The 19,043-nt window shown below is 30.0% G+C and carries 17 protein-coding genes and 1 tRNA gene; 4 read left to right on the top strand and 14 right to left on the bottom strand.

Going from position 1 to position 19,043, the window contains the following annotated elements; genetic code table 11:
• Window positions 1–249: 249 nt before the first annotated feature.
• From OWM07_RS10710 to OWM07_RS10725, 4 genes are all read right to left on the bottom strand, one after another.
• Window positions 250–325: transfer RNA gene (locus OWM07_RS10710), tRNA-Phe, on the bottom strand.
• 66 nt (window positions 326–391) lie between these two features.
• Window positions 392–1,177, bottom strand: coding sequence for an IclR family transcriptional regulator (locus OWM07_RS10715; protein ID WP_423303733.1), 786 nt, complete (start codon window positions 1,175–1,177; stop codon window positions 392–394).
• 185 nt (window positions 1,178–1,362) lie between these two features.
• Complete coding sequence (locus OWM07_RS10720) at window positions 1,363–3,462, bottom strand: heavy metal translocating P-type ATPase (protein ID WP_423303734.1); 2,100 nt, start codon at window positions 3,460–3,462, stop codon at window positions 1,363–1,365.
• Window positions 3,455–3,742: an ArsR/SmtB family transcription factor gene (locus tag OWM07_RS10725; protein WP_423303735.1), complete on the bottom strand. Its 288-nt coding sequence runs from the start codon at window positions 3,740–3,742 to the stop codon at window positions 3,455–3,457. The genes OWM07_RS10720 and OWM07_RS10725 overlap by 8 nt, the downstream gene beginning before the upstream one ends.
• A gap of 121 nt (window positions 3,743–3,863) precedes the next feature.
• On the opposite strand from OWM07_RS10725, the gene OWM07_RS10730 reads away from it, so the two are divergent.
• The 4 genes from OWM07_RS10730 (at window position 3,864) to holA (ending at window position 8,148) form a co-directional block, all read left to right on the top strand.
• Window positions 3,864–4,181 carry a hypothetical protein gene (locus OWM07_RS10730; RefSeq protein ID WP_423303736.1) on the top strand — a complete coding sequence of 106 codons (318 nt, stop codon included), beginning with the start codon at window positions 3,864–3,866 and terminating at the stop codon, window positions 4,179–4,181.
• A gap of 61 nt (window positions 4,182–4,242) precedes the next feature.
• On the top strand, window positions 4,243–6,804 hold the full coding sequence (gene leuS, locus OWM07_RS10735) for a leucine--tRNA ligase (protein WP_423303737.1): 2,562 nt from the start codon (window positions 4,243–4,245) through the stop codon (window positions 6,802–6,804).
• A complete protein-coding gene (locus tag OWM07_RS10740; protein ID WP_423303738.1) occupies window positions 6,801–7,301 on the top strand; it encodes a hypothetical protein in 501 nt (166 codons plus the stop codon). Before leuS ends, OWM07_RS10740 begins: the two co-directional genes overlap by 4 nt.
• The gene (gene holA / locus OWM07_RS10745; protein ID WP_423303740.1) at window positions 7,267–8,148 is read left to right on the top strand and encodes a DNA polymerase III subunit delta; all 882 of its coding nucleotides are present in this window, start codon (window positions 7,267–7,269) and stop codon (window positions 8,146–8,148) included. Before OWM07_RS10740 ends, holA begins: the two co-directional genes overlap by 35 nt.
• Here holA and OWM07_RS10750 read toward each other — a convergent pair.
• The 10 genes from OWM07_RS10750 to OWM07_RS10795 all read right to left on the bottom strand — a co-directional run bounded on the left by OWM07_RS10750 (window position 8,143) and on the right by OWM07_RS10795 (window position 18,832).
• Window positions 8,143–9,855 carry a S8 family serine peptidase gene (locus OWM07_RS10750; protein ID WP_423303741.1) on the bottom strand — a complete coding sequence of 571 codons (1,713 nt, stop codon included), beginning with the start codon at window positions 9,853–9,855 and terminating at the stop codon, window positions 8,143–8,145. The two genes, holA and OWM07_RS10750, sit on opposite strands and share 6 nt — an antisense overlap.
• Before the next feature lie 182 nt (window positions 9,856–10,037).
• Complete coding sequence (locus OWM07_RS10755; protein WP_423303742.1) at window positions 10,038–11,825, bottom strand: methyl-accepting chemotaxis protein; 1,788 nt, start codon at window positions 11,823–11,825, stop codon at window positions 10,038–10,040.
• A gap of 14 nt (window positions 11,826–11,839) precedes the next feature.
• On the bottom strand, window positions 11,840–12,097 hold the full coding sequence (locus tag OWM07_RS10760) for an HP0495 family protein (protein WP_423303744.1): 258 nt from the start codon (window positions 12,095–12,097) through the stop codon (window positions 11,840–11,842).
• A 9-nt stretch (window positions 12,098–12,106) separates the two neighbouring features.
• On the bottom strand, window positions 12,107–13,282 hold the full coding sequence (locus OWM07_RS10765) for a TIGR04013 family B12-binding domain/radical SAM domain-containing protein (protein WP_423303745.1): 1,176 nt from the start codon (window positions 13,280–13,282) through the stop codon (window positions 12,107–12,109).
• Window positions 13,279–14,523 (bottom strand): NfeD family protein, encoded by a 1,245-nt coding sequence (locus tag OWM07_RS10770; RefSeq protein WP_423303746.1) that lies wholly within the window; start codon window positions 14,521–14,523, stop codon window positions 13,279–13,281. Before OWM07_RS10770 ends, OWM07_RS10765 begins: the two co-directional genes overlap by 4 nt.
• Entirely contained in the window at window positions 14,513–15,178 is a 666-nt protein-coding gene (trmB, locus tag OWM07_RS10775) for a tRNA (guanosine(46)-N7)-methyltransferase TrmB (RefSeq protein ID WP_423303748.1), read from the bottom strand. Before trmB ends, OWM07_RS10770 begins: the two co-directional genes overlap by 11 nt.
• Window positions 15,160–16,038 (bottom strand): MBL fold metallo-hydrolase, encoded by an 879-nt coding sequence (locus OWM07_RS10780; RefSeq protein WP_423303749.1) that lies wholly within the window; start codon window positions 16,036–16,038, stop codon window positions 15,160–15,162. The genes trmB and OWM07_RS10780 overlap by 19 nt, the downstream gene beginning before the upstream one ends.
• A complete protein-coding gene (locus OWM07_RS10785; RefSeq protein ID WP_423303750.1) occupies window positions 16,025–16,228 on the bottom strand; it encodes a DUF1858 domain-containing protein in 204 nt (67 codons plus the stop codon). Before OWM07_RS10785 ends, OWM07_RS10780 begins: the two co-directional genes overlap by 14 nt.
• Window positions 16,229–16,298: 70 nt before the next feature.
• The gene (locus OWM07_RS10790; protein ID WP_423303751.1) at window positions 16,299–17,150 is read right to left on the bottom strand and encodes a thiamine pyrophosphate-dependent enzyme; all 852 of its coding nucleotides are present in this window, start codon (window positions 17,148–17,150) and stop codon (window positions 16,299–16,301) included.
• Between the two features lie 2 nt (window positions 17,151–17,152).
• On the bottom strand, window positions 17,153–18,832 hold the full coding sequence (locus OWM07_RS10795; protein ID WP_423303752.1) for a 2-oxoacid:acceptor oxidoreductase subunit alpha: 1,680 nt from the start codon (window positions 18,830–18,832) through the stop codon (window positions 17,153–17,155).
• Between the last annotated feature and the right edge of the window lie 211 nt (window positions 18,833–19,043).

Consider the following 19,043-nt stretch of genomic DNA (forward strand, 5'->3'; position numbering starts at 1 on the left):
ATATATGCGATATTATTGAGAGGAGTAGCTTATGATGAAAATTATTCTGGTAAAATATTAACTAATATTTAAAAAAACTTGACATTTAACATAGAACATTGCGAGGAGCGGTAGCGACGAAGCAATCTTTTATATTGATATCAAAAAGTTGGTCAATTGTGTAACAGCCTAATATTGCTTGAGTTACCACACGTGTTGCAAGAATTTTTTATAGAATTTTGTAAGAAACTTAAAGGAATGTAGAAAAGATGGTGCCCAGGGGCGGAATCGAACCACCGACACGAGGATTTTCAGTCCTCTGCTCTACCGACTGAGCTACCTGGGCTCATCCATCAAAAGCAGGGTGTTTTTACAAAAATTATTTAACAAAGTCAAGCACTTTTTTAAAAAATTATCCTTGCCAGCCTAAACGCTTTGAAATCTCTCTGGCATACTTTTTAGCTGTAGGATAAATCTCATTAAATATTTTATCATCCGTCATCCTGCATGCTGGGCCAGTAACACTCAAAGCAGCAACAGGTACGCCTAAATAATCTTTTATAGGTACAGCTATGCACCTTACTCTTTCTTCGAATTCTTCATTATCAAGTGCATAATCGTTTGCTAATACCTCTTTTAGGTGTTTTTTCAATTCAGGCAACGATGTGATAGTGTTGTTTGTATATCTTTTTAGTCTTGCACCCATATACATACTATTGATTTCTTCTTCTGACGCATAAGCAAGCTGTATTTTTCCAATAGCTGTGCAATATGCAGGGACATCTTTTCCAACCCTAGATACAACTCTTACATTTTGATTTGCTTCAACCATATCTAAATAAACCACAAAACCTTTTCTTAAAATCCCTATATAAATTGATTCATTAACTTCAGCTACAATCTTTTCCATAAAAGGTCTTGCAAGTTTTAAAATATTTAGTTTATTGATAAACTGCTGTCCAAGATTGAAGATTTCTATCCCTAATCTATAGTTTTCGGTTTCAGGGTTTTGCTCGATATAGCCTCTTGACTCAAGTGTTGCAAGAAGCCTAAAAACATTGTTTTTATGCAAGCCAAGCGCTTTGCTGAGCTCTGTCACTCCAAACTCATCTTTATTTTCACTGGTTCTAAATACTTCAAATAGTTGTAATGCGTGTAAAACTGATTGAACAAGTTTTACATTTGATTTGTAAGTCACATCTCACCTCTCATTAATATTTCTAATAAAATATAACACTGTTTAATTGAAAAATCAACCAAACATATAAATAAAATTAAATTTGACAATTAATTTATTTAACAAAATATATGTTGTCAATTTTTATTTTCTACTAAAAAACAAATAATCAACTTTTCAATTCATTTGTTTTAAAATTAGCTCTGTTAATTTAACTTTTTAATAAAAATTCTCATTGAGTTTAAAACGGCTATTAGTGCCACCCCCACATCCGCGAATACTGCCTGCCACATTGTTGCAGTACCAGCTATGCCCAAAGTAACAAAGATGACTTTTACAGCTAAAGAGAATATGATGTTTTCCTTTGCATTTTTTTTGGTAAGTTTAGAAATTTCGATAGCTTTTGGCACAGATATGGGGCTATCATCCATTATAATGATATCTGCTGCTTCTATTGTGATACTGCTTCCAATACCTCCCATAGCAACCCCTACATCACTAACGGCAATCACTGGGGCGTCATTAATCCCGTCACCAACGAAAACTACTCTTTTCTTTTTATTTTGTGCTGATAACTTTTCTTTAATTTCATTTACTTTTTTTATTTTATCTTGTGGGAGTAGGTTTGCGTAAAATTCTTTAATTCCTATTTGATTTGCAATTTTTGAGGCAGCACTGTAATTATCCCCAGTCAGCATAATTATATTTTGGATACCAAGTTTTTTAAGTTTATCCAAAGCTAACTTTGATTCGCTTTTTACTATGTCATCGATTAAAATGTATCCCAAGAATTTGTTATCTACTGCAACATAAACCACTGAGTGGTCAACATCACAATCATCATGTTCTATATTCATAAGATGCATAAGGCCATCATTTCCCACTAAAACAGTTTTCCCGGATACTTTTGTTTTTATACCATAACCTTTAATTTCTTCATATTCTTCTATCTGATTTATATCTATTTCATCTTCGTATTCACTGAGTATTGCTTTTGCTATTGGGTGGTTTGAGTTAAACTCTGCATAAGCAGCAAATCTTAAGATTTCTTCCTCCGTAGCCCCGTTTTTAGTTACTATCTTATTTATTTTGAATACACCTTCTGTTAAAGTCCCTGTTTTATCAAAGGCTACAGCTCCTGTATCTGTTAAAGCTTCTAAATGATTACTACCTTTTACGATAATTCCATTTTTAGCTGCTTTGCCTATCCCAGCAAAATAAGAAAGTGGTATCGATATTACAAGTGCGCAAGGGCAGGAAATAACAAGTAATATCAAAGCACGATAAATCCATAAAGTATAACTTTCCTGTAAAATTAATGGAGGTATAAAAGCTATAAAGACTGCAGTATAAACAACTATAGGAGTGTAGGTTTTAGCAAATTTTGTAATAAATTTTTCGGTTTTTGACTTATTTTCTGTGGCGTTTTCCACTAAATCTAAAATTTTAGATATTGTAGATTCTGAATAGGGTTTTGTAACTTTTATTTTTAAAAGGTTACTATCATTAATCATCCCTGATAATATTTCATCACCTTCTTTTACTTTTTTTAATTTAGACTCTCCAGTTAGTGCTGATGTGTCTATAAAGCTTTCACCTTCTATCACTACCCCATCTAATGGAATTTTTTCACCTGGTTTTACTACAATTATTTCACCAACATTTACATCATCTGGTTTTTTAGTGATATATTTTTCATTTTTAATTACAGTGGCGTATTCTACTTTTAGGGAAAGTAAATTAGTAATCGATTTTTTAGATCTATCTACAGCCAGATCTTGTAAAAATTCTCCAATGTTGTAAAAAAGCATTACCGCAACAGCTTCTGGTAACTCTTTGATAAAGATAGCTCCAATTGTAGCAACAACAATTAGAAAATTTTCATCAAAAAGCTGTCTATTTTTTAAGTTGTTCAATGATTTTAAAATTACAGGGTATCCAATTAAAAAGTAGGGTATAAGGAATAAAAGATATTCAATAGTTAAGTTTGGCGCAGAGATATTTTTATAAATTAATGCAATTGTGTAGAAAAAGAGAGATAAAAATATTTTTGTAAGGATAAATTTTTTGTTAAACTGTTCATTATCATTATTTATTTTACTAAAATCGATTAATTCAACACCTGGGTCTGTGTTTTTTACAATTTCATTAGCTGTGTTAAAGTATTCTTTTTTTAAAAGGACGGTTTTATTTGTAAAGTTAACATTGATAGTATTGTCATTGAGACCTTTTTGAAGAGCTGTTTCGATTTTTGCAGCACAACCTGGGCAATCTAAATTTTTTAGAATATATCTTCTCTTATCCATGTCTTATATGCTCCAAAGCGTTTTCAAAAAGTTTTTCCACGTGGTCATCATCTAAAGTGTAATAGATGTTTTTGCCCTCTCTTCTACTTTTAACTAGTTTTGCAACTTTAAGATTGTTTAGCTGGTGTGAGATAGCAGAAATGGAGATATTTAATTTATCAGCTATATCATTTACACATAACTCCATTTTGTCTAAGAGACTTAAGATTTTGATTCTGGTTGGATCACCCAGTATTTTAAAAAGATATGACAGTCTTTCGATTTCATAATCATTTAACATATAACACTCCTATAATTGTTCATTTGTTCTAATATAAAACTATATTAATTTTAATTCAAGTAAATTTATACTTTATTTTTTAATAAAATTAATTATTCTTAAGCAAAAAGATGGGGGATTTATGTTTTTTTATGGTCTAATTTTTATATTAAATCAGCTGATGATTGCTGCTCACTTTTTAAGACATTCAAATATTTTTTTAACAGTGCTTTTTTTGATATCTATAGTAATAATTTTTTTAAAAGTGGAAGTTAAAAAATATCTTATTAGAGCTTTTTCATTGATTAATATTCTTATATGGTTATTTACTATGTATCAAATTGTAAGAATTCGAATTGCATTTCATGAGCCATTTATTAGAGTAATCATAATTTTGGGAGCAGTTATTATTTTAAATATAATAACTTTATTATTTTATCCAAAAAAAATTAATCGTTGATTTATTCGTTTTATTTTTATAAATCTTATTATTACTGTAAAAATATCAGGAGGAAATACTTATGAAATACAACCCTGCAGAAATTGAGCAGAAATGGCAAAATAAATGGGAATCTGAAAAAGTTTTTAAATGCGAAGCTGATAATAGTAAAAAGAAGTATTATTGTTTAGAAATGTTCCCTTATCCATCAGGGAAAATCCACATGGGGCATGTTAGAAATTATGCAATTGGTGATGTGATAGCTCGTTATAAGTTGATGCAAGGTTATAATGTTTTACACCCAATGGGGTGGGATGCTTTTGGTTTGCCTGCAGAAAATGCTGCTATAAAGAATAAGGTTCATCCCGCCAAATGGACTTATTCAAATATCGAGTATATGAAAAAACAGCTTAAAATGCTTGGTTTGAGCTATGACTGGGATAGAGAAATTGCAACTTGTGATCCAGAGTATTATAAATGGGAACAAAAAATATTTATTGAGATGTTTAATAGAGGGTTGGCTTATAAAAAAACATCATTGGTAAATTGGTGTCCTGATTGTAATACAGTGTTGGCTAATGAGCAGGTTGAAGATGGTAAATGCTGGAGATGTTCAAACGAAGTGGAGATAAAAGAGATTGAAGGGTGGTTTTTCAAGATTACTGATTATGCTGAGGAATTACTTGAATATACATATAAACTTTCTGGCTGGCCAGAAAGAGTTCTTACAATGCAAAGAAACTGGATTGGCAAATCAGTGGGGGCTGAGATAGATTTTGAGGTTGATGGGATTGATGAAAAAATTACTGTTTTTACAACAAGACCTGACACTTTGTATGGTGCCACATTTATGTCTATTGCACCAGAGCACCCAATTGCAAAAAAACTGTTATCAGGCACTGAAGTTGAAAAGGAAGGGTTAGCTTTTATAAATGAGATATTAAAAGAGGATAAAATCAGTAGAACAGCAGAAGATAAGGAGAAAAAGGGGTTTTTTACGGGTAGATATGCTATAAACCCTGTAAATGGTAGAAAAATACCTATTTATATCGCAAATTTTGTATTGATGGATTATGGTACTGGTGCTGTTATGGCTGTTCCTGCTCATGACCAGAGAGATTTTGAGTTTGCTAAAAAGTATGGATTAGACATTATTGTGGTGATTCAGCCTGATGGTGAACAGTTAGATCCAGAGAAGATGACAGAAGCTTATACCGGCCCAGGAAAAATGGTAAATTCTGGGAAATTTGATGGTTTGGATAATGAAAAAGGAAAAGAAGAAATTATTAAATATTTAGAAGAGCTTGGAGTTGGTAAAAAAACTGTAAATTATAGATTGAAAGATTGGGGGATATCAAGACAGAGATATTGGGGGACACCAATACCTATAATTTATTGTGATGATTGTGGAATTGTACCTGTTCCTTTTGAAGATTTGCCTGTTAAGTTGCCTACCGATGTGGAAATAACTGGTGCAGGCAATCCTTTAGAGCAGTGTGAGGAGTTTGTAAAAGTAAAATGTCCAAAATGTGGTAAAGATGCTAGAAGAGAAACTGATACAATGGATACTTTTGTTGAGTCAAGTTGGTACTTTTTAAGGTATTGTTCGCCTCATTGTGACACGAATATTTTTGATAAAGATGAAACAGAATATTGGATGCCAGTTGATCAATATATTGGTGGTATAGAGCATGCTATCCTTCACCTGTTGTATTCAAGGTTTTACACCAAGGTGTTGCGTGATTTGGGCTATATAAATTTTGATGAGCCTTTTGAAAGACTTTTGACTCAGGGGATGGTTTGTAAGGAATCTTACAGATGTGAGGAACACAACTGGTTATTTCCCGAAGAAGTTATCGATGGAAAATGTAAACATTGTGGTAGAGATGTAATTGTCGGTAGAATTGAAAAGATGAGTAAGTCTAAAAAGAATGTGGTGGATCCTGAAGCCCTGATTGACCAGTATGGTGCCGATACAGCAAGACTATTTTCACTTTTTGCAGCGCCACCTGAAAAAGATTTGGAATGGAGTGAGCAAGGGGTAGAAGGTGCTTTTCGTTTTATAAATAGGGTTTGGAGATTGGTAGTAAATCATATAGATTTGATTAAAGAGTATTGTGGTAAAAATTATAATTCAGATGGTAAGATTGAAAAAGAGATTTTATACCATACTAATTTGACTGTTAAAAAAGTTACAAACGACATTGAGCGTTTTCAACTTAACACAGCAGTTGCAGCTATTATGGAATTTACAAACAATTTATATCTGATAGAACCAAAATTATCAACAGATTCAGAAAAAGCTCTGTTTGCTGATGCACTTGTAAAGCTGATAAAAATTATTTCTCCGTTTATACCTCATGTTGCTGAAGAGTTATGGAATAGGTGTGGTTTTGAAGGGTATGTATCAAAAGCTGACTGGCCAGCTTATGATGATAAATTTACTGTAAAAGATGAAATAACTATCGCTGTGCAAATAAATGGAAAAGTTAGGGCTCAAATCAATGTGCCAAGAGGTATTGATAAAGATGAAGCTATAAAACTTGCTAAAGAAAACGAAAAAGTTAAAAACTATATTGATGGTAAACAGTTAATAAAAGAGATTTATGTGCCTAATAAGCTCGTTAGCTTGGTAGTTAAATGAAAAAATATTTTGTTTTGTTGTTGGTAATATTTGTCCAGCTGTCCTGCGGATATAGGATAGCTGGACTTGATGATTTTAGTATTAAAGAAAAATTTTATATTGCTGAAGTTCATAATAATACGGCAGAATCAGAGTTTTCTACTATTTTAACTTCTGAAGTAAATGATTTTTTTAGTAAATACAATTTATTAACTAAAAAGAAAGAAACAGCTTCTAATTTATTTGTAAGTTTAAAAACGATAGATTATAAAAGCAAAATTTTGCAGTCTTATTCAAGAGCAATATCTTCAGATTTGAGTATTGATGTTGAAATTGTGGTTAAAAGAGAAGGGATGGTGATATATAAAAAAAGTTTTTCTGATGCAAATTCTTATACAATTAGTACAAATATTACTGAAACTTTGAACAATAGAAAAAATGCCTTTATAAAAAGTTTGAATAGTATTTTGATGGATTTTTTACATGACTACAAAGAAAAAAATACTGATAATAGGTAGTAGTAATTTTATTGAAGAAAAGTTAAATGAATTAGTCCCTAAAGATGATCATTTTGAAATTAAGAGGTTTAATGAGGAAAATTTTAGTCTTGAAGAAGCTGTAGAATTTATTTTTACATATTCTCTATTTTATCAAGATAAGTATTTAATTGTAAAAAATATTGATAAAATATCAGATATTTCAAAAAATGCGCATCATTTTGTAGAAAGTGGCGAATCCCATATCATTTTTACTGCTGAAAATCTAAAAAATGTGGATAAATTGATTATTGATAATTTCGAAAATGTTAAAGAGCAAAAATTATCATATAAAGATCAGGTTGTCCAAATAATGGAGATATTTAATTCTAAAGGTGTAAAGTTAGAATTTAATGAAGCAAGAGAAATCTATGAGCTTTGTGGAAGGAATATTGAACTGATAAAACAAGAAGCAGAAAAAATCTCGATATATTTTCATAATAGAGAAATAGAAAGTTTTGATGAAATTATAAAGTTAATTAGTTTCACAAATGTCGGTACAATTTTTAAATTTATTGAATCATTTTTTTTGAAAGATAAGAAGTCAGTATTGAAATATATAAATGATATGGTCATGGCAAATGAAAATTTTAATATGATTTTTTATATTTTTTCTAAAAGAGCAATCGAAATATTTTATTATAAAGTAAACCCAGATCTTGTTAGTGGTCATGCTTATAAAATTTCGCAAATAAAAGCTGCAGCAAATAAATGGAAACTTGAAGAGCTTTCTAAATTAATAGAAAAATTATACAACATAGATAAGAGATTAAAAACATCGGCTGTATCTTTGGAAAATGAATTAATATCTTTTGTAAGTAATTTATAGCTTATTTCTTTTTAGCCTTATTTTAAATCTGTATATTAGCAGTATTATAAGAAATATCAAATGGTTTGAACTACCTGTTGAACAGCCTCCACCGCCACCACTTTCATTATTTTGTCCATTTTTAATTGAATACAAAAAACTGTATAAATTTAATCTTTTCCCAGTATAATTTTTTAAATCTTCACCTGTTGAGTAAAGGATATTTTCTATTTCTGATTCAGTTAGTGAAGGATTTTCTAAAAGTGCTAATGCCACTGCTGCAGAAACAACAGGTGTAGCCATAGAAGTGCCAGATTCATGAATAAAAGCATCTGGTTTATTGCTCCCTCCAATCTTTAAAAAATCAATTTTTACTTCACCAGCACCACCCTCATAGCATATTTTGTATATTACATTTTGAGATGTAGTAATGTCCGATACAATATAGTAAAATTTATTATTTGGTATGCCAGTTTGACTTGTTAGTCTTATCCAAGAGGAACCATTATCAAAAGACCTATAAACGACTATTGAACCATTATCGGTATTAATATTAGCATAAGCTATGAACTTCTTATATCTAAAACTTTGTAATTGAGATGTGTTTAATGGTGGAGTGACAATATAGTTATTATTGCAATTAACATAACTATTTGTTGAAAAAGTTAAATAATTATTGTCTAATTGCCAATTATTGTCTAATTGCCAACCAATACTGAGGTTGTCAATACTTCCTAAAAAATCCTCATTTATTAATAAATATGGGTTAGATATATCTTTTAAAAGGGATTCATTGTAGGTGCTGATTATATAATCTCCTGGAGCGTAAATATCTACCCAGTCACCATAATTAGAATAGGATGCAAGGGAACCATCCTCTTGTGTAGCTCCCACACTTATTACACCATTGTAAGCAGCAGGATAATTTTTAATATCATCACCATCATTACCAGCTGCAGAAACTACAATAACCCCTTTATTGATTAAATTCTGTATTGCATAGTATTCATCATTACTATATTCGATACCACCTAAACTCATATTTACAACTTTTATAGGGTAACCTTTATCTATTAAATCTAGAATTTTTGAGATAGCTTCTAATTCATCATCAATTGTTATACTTGCATATGTTCCACAAGCGATTTTTAAATTTAAAATTTTGACTTTATTATCTGTAATTCCTGCAATGCCAAAACCGTTGTCAGTATTTGCAGCTATTATACCTGCAACATGTGTTCCGTGTCCTACTATATCGTAAGTGGTGTTATCAGAATCGCAAAATGAAAAGCCATAATTACCAAAATCCCCACCGTTTAAAATTTTCCCTTCTAAATCTACATGATTGTAAACGATACCTGAGTCCACTACAGCAACAATAAGTTCATCATTACTATTGACTAAATCAATTGCTTCTGGCCAGTTGATATCAGTATCATATTCATTATCTAAATACCATTGTTGAGCAAAAAATTCATCATTTGGTATGTAAAAAAGTTCTCTTTTAACAGGTTTTACATATTCCAGTTCATCTTCATTATAGTATTTCAAAATTTCATTTTTATCCCCTTTTACATATGTTCGGTTTCCTATTGAAAACTGTTTAATTTTTTTGTCATAACTTTGAATAAATTTTTTATAGTTTGGATTTTTAAGCTTAAAAAGTTCACTATAAGCAAAACTACTTACTATCAATATTATAAATAATATTTTAAAAATTAATTTCATAATTATTATCCTCATTAAGGATGTTGCAAACGGGCTTATATATTTTAATTATCACAATAATGAGATTGCTTCGTCGCATTCGCTCCTCGCAATGGCTGTATTGTTGCCATAGCGAGTGTTAGCGAAGCAATCTGGAACTTGAGCATTTATTACTTTGCAACACCCTCTATTTATTTAAACCTCTATTTATTTAAACAAAAAGCTACTGCAGGATCAAATCCAATTCTGATAGCACCCCAATGCTTGCCATCTATAAAAATAGGCATTGATAAATCACAAATAATTTCTCCAGTATCTCTCATATATGTTTGAAGCAAAAATCTTTCTTGATTCCTTGCTGCAGCAATACCAGTAGGGTCATTAAAAATCCTTTTATCTCTACTGCTAACAAGGTCTTGTTCATAATTGCCTGTCAATGGCTTTGAGTATTTCGAATTGTGTGTTGGTGCATAACCGTTTTTATCTACACAAAGAGTAAATATTGCACCAGGTATCTCATTTACTGCTTCATCATAAATCCTTTGTAACTCCTTTTCAAAATATTTGTCATATACAGTTGAGTATTTTTGTGGGTTAGTGTTAGGAATTGGTTTGTAATTTGTATCAAAAATATTTACACCACTATTTTTAATGTTGTTAATTTTTTCAACACATAGCTCTTTATATTTATTTGCTAACTCAGTTATTGTTTCAAATTTGCACTCACCAGCACCTGTTTTAAATTTTGAAACAAGTACCTGCATAAGTTGTGTTTCTTTGTTGAGCTCTTCCGTAGCACCGTTTGCTTCATCCATGCTTATTAAAACATCCTGACTTAGGTTGTATATTTCCTCAACTCTTTGATGGATTTCGTTATTTGTGATAGATAATTCTTCTATAGCTGATGCAATCTTTAATAATTGCTCTCCGTTAACTTCAAATTCTTGTATCATTTGTTGAAACTGATTTGCCGTTTCACCAATAATTTCTGTAGTATCTTTAACATCATCAACTATCTGAGAACTCTCATCTTTTGTTGTTTTTACATTTGTTATCATATTTTTTATATTTTCGTTTATATCATCTGTTGCTGATTTTACTTTTTCAGCAAGCTTTCTTACCTCATCGGCTACAACCGCAAAACCTCTACCATGCTCACCCGCTCTTGCTGCCTCTATTGCAGCGTTTAATGCTAGCAAATTTGTTTGATCTGCAATATCCTGAATCAAACCTAAAACCCCTTTTATCTGCTCAGAGCTATTACTTAAAATATCAACAACATTTAAAAATTGCATAAACTGGTCATTTACCTTTTGAATTTTATCTGCAACTTCATTCATTTTCTCTAAAGAGTTTTTTGCAGAATTTATATTATTTTGAGTTGATGAAGTCACATACTGGGTATTCTCTGTGATTTCAGCAATTGCAACATTTGCTTCATTACTTGCATTGAAAACTTGCTCTGCCAACTCTCCTTGTTTTTTTGAATTGAGAGTTGCTTTGCTTATTTTTGCTTTTACTTTTGCAGAGCTTATTGCTATTAGAATGCCATGAGATCTTACAGTATCAATGATTTCTCTTAGTTTTTTAATAAAGTTATTATAGCTGTCTGATAGAGTTCTAAATTCATCATAAGTTGTTACTGGTAAATTTTTAGAGAGATCAGCTTCACCTTCCCCTATTTCGTCAAATATCTCGATTATAATTTTTATTGGTTTTAGTATTAACAATCTTAAAAAGAATAATAAAAAACATGCTGATATGAATGAAATAATGAGTATAGCTATGTAGTAAGAATTTGCATTAGATAAAATGTCATGTATTTTGTTTAGATTGTTATTGGAGATGTATTGTAAAATCTCTGATTTTAAATTCAAAAAAATTAGATAAAATAAAATCTGGAATATAAAGAGAAAAAAAATGTTCCCTATAAGTTTTTTGGTGAGAGAATTAAAAAATGTTTTTTCTAAAAAAATGTATAAATTTTTCATAAAAAGCCTCCAGTTTATAGGAAATAGGTTATACCTTCTATTTTTTTAATTTTGTCATAGGTTTCAAGCAGTTCTTCTTTATCTAAAATTTCTACTTCAACAGTTACAGATAAATATTTATTCGACCTGCTAAGATTAAACTTAATAGTCTTGTTCTTTTTATTATGGAAAAGTTGAATTACATTATCTTTAAAAGTTTGAGTATTTATTCCAATTATTTTAAAAATGTATTGAGTAGGAAATTCTATTAGGTCATCAATTCTATTTTTCATTTGATCTCCTTATTTAATATAATCACACAATGTTTTTTTATTCAAGAAATTTTTGCTATATTCCATTTGTTTAATCCACATTCCAAAAATTTTTCCTTTACCTTCTAATGATTTTAGTTTCTTTAAAGATTTATCACTAATTTGTGTCGGTGTTTTATTTTCAAAAAAGCTACCAGGTAATGGCATAAAATAGTGAGCATGAACTCTAACTTTTGAACTCCATTTTTCTATCCAGTTTATACTTTTTTCTATATCATTATCCGTTTCTTCTGGTAATCCAAAAATAAAGTCCACATCCACACCAAATCCGTATTTTAAAAAAAGGTTTATTACTTTTTCTACTTTTATTAAATCTGTTGGTCTATTTATAATTTTTAGTAATCTTTCACTAGCTGTTTGTAGGCCAATTACTACTCTTTTGTTAGAACAGTAGTATTTCATCAATTTTATTAAGTCCTCATTTACATGGAATGGGTTTAGTTCTGATGGGAAAGAACCAAAAAAGATTCTACCATTATTATTTGTAATTAATTTAATTGTTTTAAAAAGTGTTTCAATTTCTGTTAAATTAATATCACGGTTGTATTGATAGATACCAGCATCAGGGGTAATAAAGCGGAAATCTGTTTTTTTATTTTTATAAGCAAACTCAACATCAACAGCAATAGATTCAATATTTTTATGCCTTATTTTCCCTTTAAAAAGTTTTGGGGTTTGGCAATAGTGGCAATTAAATAGACACCCCCTCGTGATTTCAATTGGACCAAAGATATGGTGTTTTTTGGGGTAAGAGCTAAATTCATTTAAATCTGTCAAAATGTTTTGTTTGTATATTTTCTTTAAACTGTTTTTTAATAAATCATTTACAATTTCTTTTATCGTAATTTCACCTTCACCTACGCAAACAGAATGGAAATAATTTAGGCATTCATCACTCCTTGCTGATGGGTGTGGTCCACCGCAGATTAGAATATTGTCATTTATTAGTTTGTTTGCTAATTGGAAGTAGAAATCTTTATTTAGTGAATTAAATGAGCAAAATATAGCAGAGTTTTTAATTTTGCTTTTTAGCAAGGCTTCAACAGAAATTATTTCGTAAGGAAAATCAAAATGTTTCTCAAAACTTGCAGAAATAGCCCTTATTGAATATTTATTAAATTTGTCTTTGATAAAAATAAATCTCATGTATCTAATTTGTCTACGATAAGTGTTAAACCTTTTACATCTATAACTTTTATATAATCATTTTTATTAAATGATTTATTGGAGATAGCATCCCAATATTCACCATTGATAAAAACCTTCCCTTTATTGTCATCCCAAGAAACAACTTCCCCTATCATACCAATAAGTTTTTCAGCGCCTGTTTCTGGCTTTCTTTTGAAATCTTTTATGATTAATTTTCCTATAATAAAAGCTATAACTAAAATTATTAGAATAATTGTGAAAATCATATAATTTGACACTTTTATCCCCATACTGTCATTTACTTTAAATAGCATATTTAAACCAACTGTAATTAAAATTATAGCAGAAATTGTAAGTAGTCCAAAACTTGGGACAAAGATTTCTAAAATTAATAAAACAATTCCGCCAATTAATATTAAGAGAGCTAAGTAATTAATAGGGATTATATTTAATCCAATTAGAAATAGAATAAAAGAGATTACCCCAATTCCAGCAAAGATCATGGTGCCACCAAACTTTATTTCAAGATAAATAGAGAGTAGGGTAATAAAAAGAAGTAAAACAAGTACATCGGGATTACTTAGAAAAAACTTGATTTTTTCATAACTTGTAGGCTCTATTTTAGTTATTTCTATATTCTCTGTTTTGAAAACTTTTTTTATGTAAGATTTTAATTCTTGTTCATTAAAAACAATTTTATCGATAAGCTTATATTCAAAAGCTTCTTTAGCTGTAAAACTTTTTGATTCTTTTACCATTAAAATGGCTTTTTCGATATTTCTGTTCCTTTTTTCTGCAATGGATTTCATAAAAGCTATAGTATCATTTTCTATTTTTTTACGCATATCTCCTTCAATATCTTTACCAAAAATTGATACAGGATGAGCAGCTCCTATATTTGTCCCTTCAAACATTATGGCATAGTGAGAAGCCAGCACAATAAATGCGCCAGCAGAGCCAGCTCTAGCTCCAGGTGGTGATACAACTGTAATTATAGGTATTTTCGATGTAAAGATAGTTTGTACAATTTTTCTTGTGGAAGTAAGTAAACCGCCAGGAGTATTCAAATAAATTATTAGACCATCATTATTTTCACATTTTTTAACAGATTGCTCTATAAATTTAGAGGTTACAGGTGAAATTACCCCATCAATTTTTATTGAACACAGATTAGCTGATAAACTATTATTGATTAGCACAAAAAATATAAAAAGCGTTAAGTATAACTTACTTTTCATTTTTTAAGTGAAAAAAATATACGCCAGTTTTAGAAGCAAACTTTCTGTAATATTTTGTGGGAAAATAGTCAATTAGTTCTTCCTTATACCAGGTGTTCCATATTGATTTAAATTTGCCGCAAAGTATTAAATTTTCAACAATTTCGTTTTTATAATCTTCATGATCTGTAGCAATAAAAAGCTCACCATTCTTAATTAACTTATCAGATAGTAGTTTTAAAAATTCAGGTTTTAATAGTCTGCGTTTGTGATGTTTTTTCTTAGGCCAAGGATCAGGAAAGTTTACAAAAAATCTTTTAACACTATTGTCTTCAAAAATTGAAATAAAAAATTTGGCGTCAAAATGGATTAGTTTAACATTTTTAAGATTATTTTTTTCTACACGGTTGATAGCTTTTCTGATCACTTTTTTGACCACTTCAAAACCCAAAAAGTTTTCATTAGGCCATTTCTGGGCATAATGAACAATAAATTCACCATTTCCAATCCCTATTTCAACATTTACTGGGTTACTATTATTAAAAATTTCTTTAAAATTTATTGGAGCATATTGTGCAAATGGTTTTATTTGAGGTTTAATTTCTTCAGAAAATATATAAGGTTTTGAGGCAAAATCCAAAATTAATTTTATATTGTTTATTGTATTTGTTTCCATCTTACCCCTTTGTCATAGTAAACTCTTAATTTATTATCCAATTCAAGCCAGCTTAAATAACCTTTTACTGTTGAATTTACAAGACTTATTAAATCCATATTTATGTGTATTTCAAGTCTATCAATTAAAATATCTGTAATTTCTTCTGCAGTTTTACCATCTGCAATTTTATAAATTGTTTTATATACTTCGAATAAATGCGATTTATTTGATTTTATAATTTCTAAGGCTTCATCTTTAGATAAGTACCCTTTGTGGCAAAAAATAATTTTTTTATACTCTAGTGATTCTAATGTCTCTAAAGATTTAAGATATGATTTAGGGTAAAATAGGTATAAAATTTTGTATTTATCTATTAAATCTTCAGAGAAAAGGGCATCTCCTACGAATATAACATCTTTAAATTTAAAACCAGTTTGAGCAGGTGAGTGACCAGATAAATCTATAAGCTCGATATTTAGTTCTTTTAAAAGGTCAAGAGCACTATCAAAAGGTAGCGCTGTCTCTATTTTTTCTGCTTTTAAAAATTTACCTGTAATTGCAGTATAAGCTGCTCCACCATAAAGCAGAGAGGGTTCTAGATATGGATAAGACAAAAATGATAATTCATTTTTATGAATATAAACATCACATCTATACTTGTTATAAAAAAAGAAATCTCCACCAACATGATCAGCATGAGAATGGGTATGAAAGATAGCTTTAATTTTTTTCCCTAAAAGTTTATCAATCTTTTTAGCAATTGAGAGATCTAAACAGCTATCAAAAAGTACAACTTCTCCGTCTAAGTCCAGACCACAAGTATATGTGGCTTTTTGATCTATAAGAAAAAGATTGTCCGTTAAGTTAGTAATTTTCACTTATAAAATTCTCCAGCTCCTTAACTAACTCATCAGGATTAATACCATGCATCATACACCCTTTTTCAATAGATTCATTTTGTACTCCAAGACAACTAACACAACCCATATTAAACTTTTCAAAAACTTCAACAACTTTAGGATATTTTTTCAAAACATCCGCTATTATCATATCTTTAGTAATATTCATAATTCACCCCCACTTGAAAAAATATAACATTAAATTGTTTAAAATACAATTTAAAACTACATGCAGTTTTTTATTTAAAACTTTCTAAAATTTTTGAGATATTCTTTATTTTTACACCTTGTTCTACTAAAGTTTTTTCTTTTAGGACAGAGTGTTGTTCTTCGTAGCTAGGTTTATTTTTATCCTCAAAAATTACACCTAAAGCAAATTTATCCTTTTCAAAGGCTATTTTTAATGCATTTTCTTTATTTGAAGAGTCGTAATTTTCATCTAAGAAATATATCCTACTATCATAATAATCATAAGAGTATGATTTTGCAAATGATATACATGGCTGTAATACATCGATGAGAGCAAAACCTTTGTGAAGAATAGCTTTTTTTATTATTTCCTTTAAATGATCGCTTTCTCCTGAGTAACCTCTTGCGATAAAAGTTGCACCAGCAGAAATTGCATAAGCGATTGGATTAACAGGCTCATCAAAAACCCCTTCAGGAGTAGATTTTGTAATAGTGCCTTTATCTGCAGTAGGGGATGCTTGTCCAGTGGTTAGGCCATAAGTCCTATTATTATGAACTATATAAGTTAAATCTATATTTCTTCTCATTGCATGTAAAAAATGTCCCAATCCCATTCCGTAACCATCGCCATCACCACCATTGGCTATTACAGTTAATTTGTGGTTTGTAAGCTTTATCCCTGTTGATACTGGTAAAACTCTTCCGTGTAAAGAGTGAAAACCATAGCATCTTATATGATTTACCATTTTGCCAGAGCATCCTATTCCAGAAACAGTTACAATTTCCCAGGGATTTAGATTTAGATCTGCAATTGCACCTTTGATAGCATTCCAGATAGCATAATTACCACAACCTGGACACCATACTGGAGTTTTGCCTGTATTTAATTCGTTTGGTTTCATGCTTACTCTCCCAAATATTCTAAAATTTCTTCTGTAAAAAACGGCCTACCATCATATTTTAAAAATTTTTCTTTTATAATTATCCCAGTATTTTCAGCGATTACTTGACCGAGTTGACCCAAAAAGTTATTTTCTATTAAGACTAATCTATTTGAACTTTTTAATAGGGCCTCTGTTTCTTTCCAGTTAATAGGATGTACAGCAGGAAAATGGATAAAATTAAAAGTTTTGTTATATTTCATAGCTTCTAAAAGAGCAGTTTTAGTGGAGCCCCAACAAACAAAGGTAGTATCTGCTGTTTGATCACCGTATAGTTTAGGTTGTGGCATATCATTTATAAGTGAATTAACTTTTTTAAATCTCCTTTCTTGTTGTATTTTTCTTACTTTTGCATCATCACTAACAAAACCAAATTCATCATGCTCATTACTTGGAGTTTTGTGAATACCACCAATTGTACCTGGGAAAGTTCTTTGAGGTATTCCATCTTTGAACTCTTTGTATCTTGGGAAAAACTCTAAAGGATTGTTTGCATTACCATCAAAGATAAAGCCTCTTTCAATTTTTATTGCATTAACATTAAAAGATTTATCCATGAATAGCGATTCTGAAAGATACTTATCAGAAAGAACAAAGGCTGGGATTTGATACTTTTCAGCGATATTTAAAGCTTCATTTACTGCATAAAAAATCTCTGTTATATCTCCAGGAGTAAAAACAGCTCTTACAAATTCATCTTGTGATGCATTTAAAACAAATTTTAAATCTGCTTGCTCTTGCCAGGTTGGCATGCCAGTGGCAGGGCCTGGCCTTTGACTAATAAAAAATAATATTGGTGTTTCAGTGATTGCTGCTAAACCTAAACCTTCAACCATTAAAGAAAATCCACCACCAGATGTCCCTGTCATAGCTCTTGCACCAGCATAAGCAGCACCGATAGCCATTGTGACACCTGCTATCTCATCTTCTGTATGTTTAACAATAATACCGTAATCTTTTGTATATTTAGCAAGAAAATGTAGTACAGATGATGCTGGTGTCATTGGATAAGTGCTGTAAAAATTCACACCAGATGCAATTGCAGATAATGCAGCAGATTCATTTCCAGTTAAAATAACATAATCATTATAATCTTTTGTTTCAAAACTGTTTGTAATTTTATCATTGCATAAATCATAGCCAAGTTTTAATGCAGTAATATTTATTTCATGATGCTTTTCTGGCATTGTTTTTTTAATAACTTTTTCGAAAACTTCAAATTCAATATTTAGATAGCTGGCTAAATAACCTAATGCCATTGTATTTTGCACAATTTCCTTTAAGTTATTTTCTTTAAGGATTTTATTTATTGGTAAATCAATAATTTTTGCATCTATATTATTTTTATCTAATTTAAGTTTGTCAAAATCTGCTATAACGGTTAGATCTTTAGATATATCTTCCTTTTCAAAAGATAACTTTGTGAAAGTGAGTAAAATATCAGTTTTTTTATATGGATTATAAACAGGTTCATCAGATATTATAAGTTGATAAGAATTGTAGCCACCTCTTATAAGCGAGGGGTATTCAGGATATCCCATTACATAATAGCCAGCTCTTTTTAATACTTTTGCAAACATGGGACCCATGCTCATTACACCAAAACCAGCTGGAGCAGCAATTTTTAAAGAAATGTGGTTCATAGAAAACCTCTCAAATAATTGTTTGATATTATTTTAATTTAATTCTATATTTTTTCAATAGAATATCAGGATAATATGATGATTTTGCTTTTCTTAAAGCCATTTGCCCTAAGTCTTGCTCAAAATTTAAATATTTATAAGGGTGTTGCACAGTAAAATTTATATAACATATTGATATTTAATCTATTTTCTGCTAAATTATGCTTAATTT

It is taken from the genome of Deferribacter thermophilus, assembly GCF_049472675.1.
In the GTDB taxonomy this organism is placed as follows: Bacteria; Chrysiogenota; Deferribacteres; order Deferribacterales; family Deferribacteraceae; genus Deferribacter; species Deferribacter thermophilus.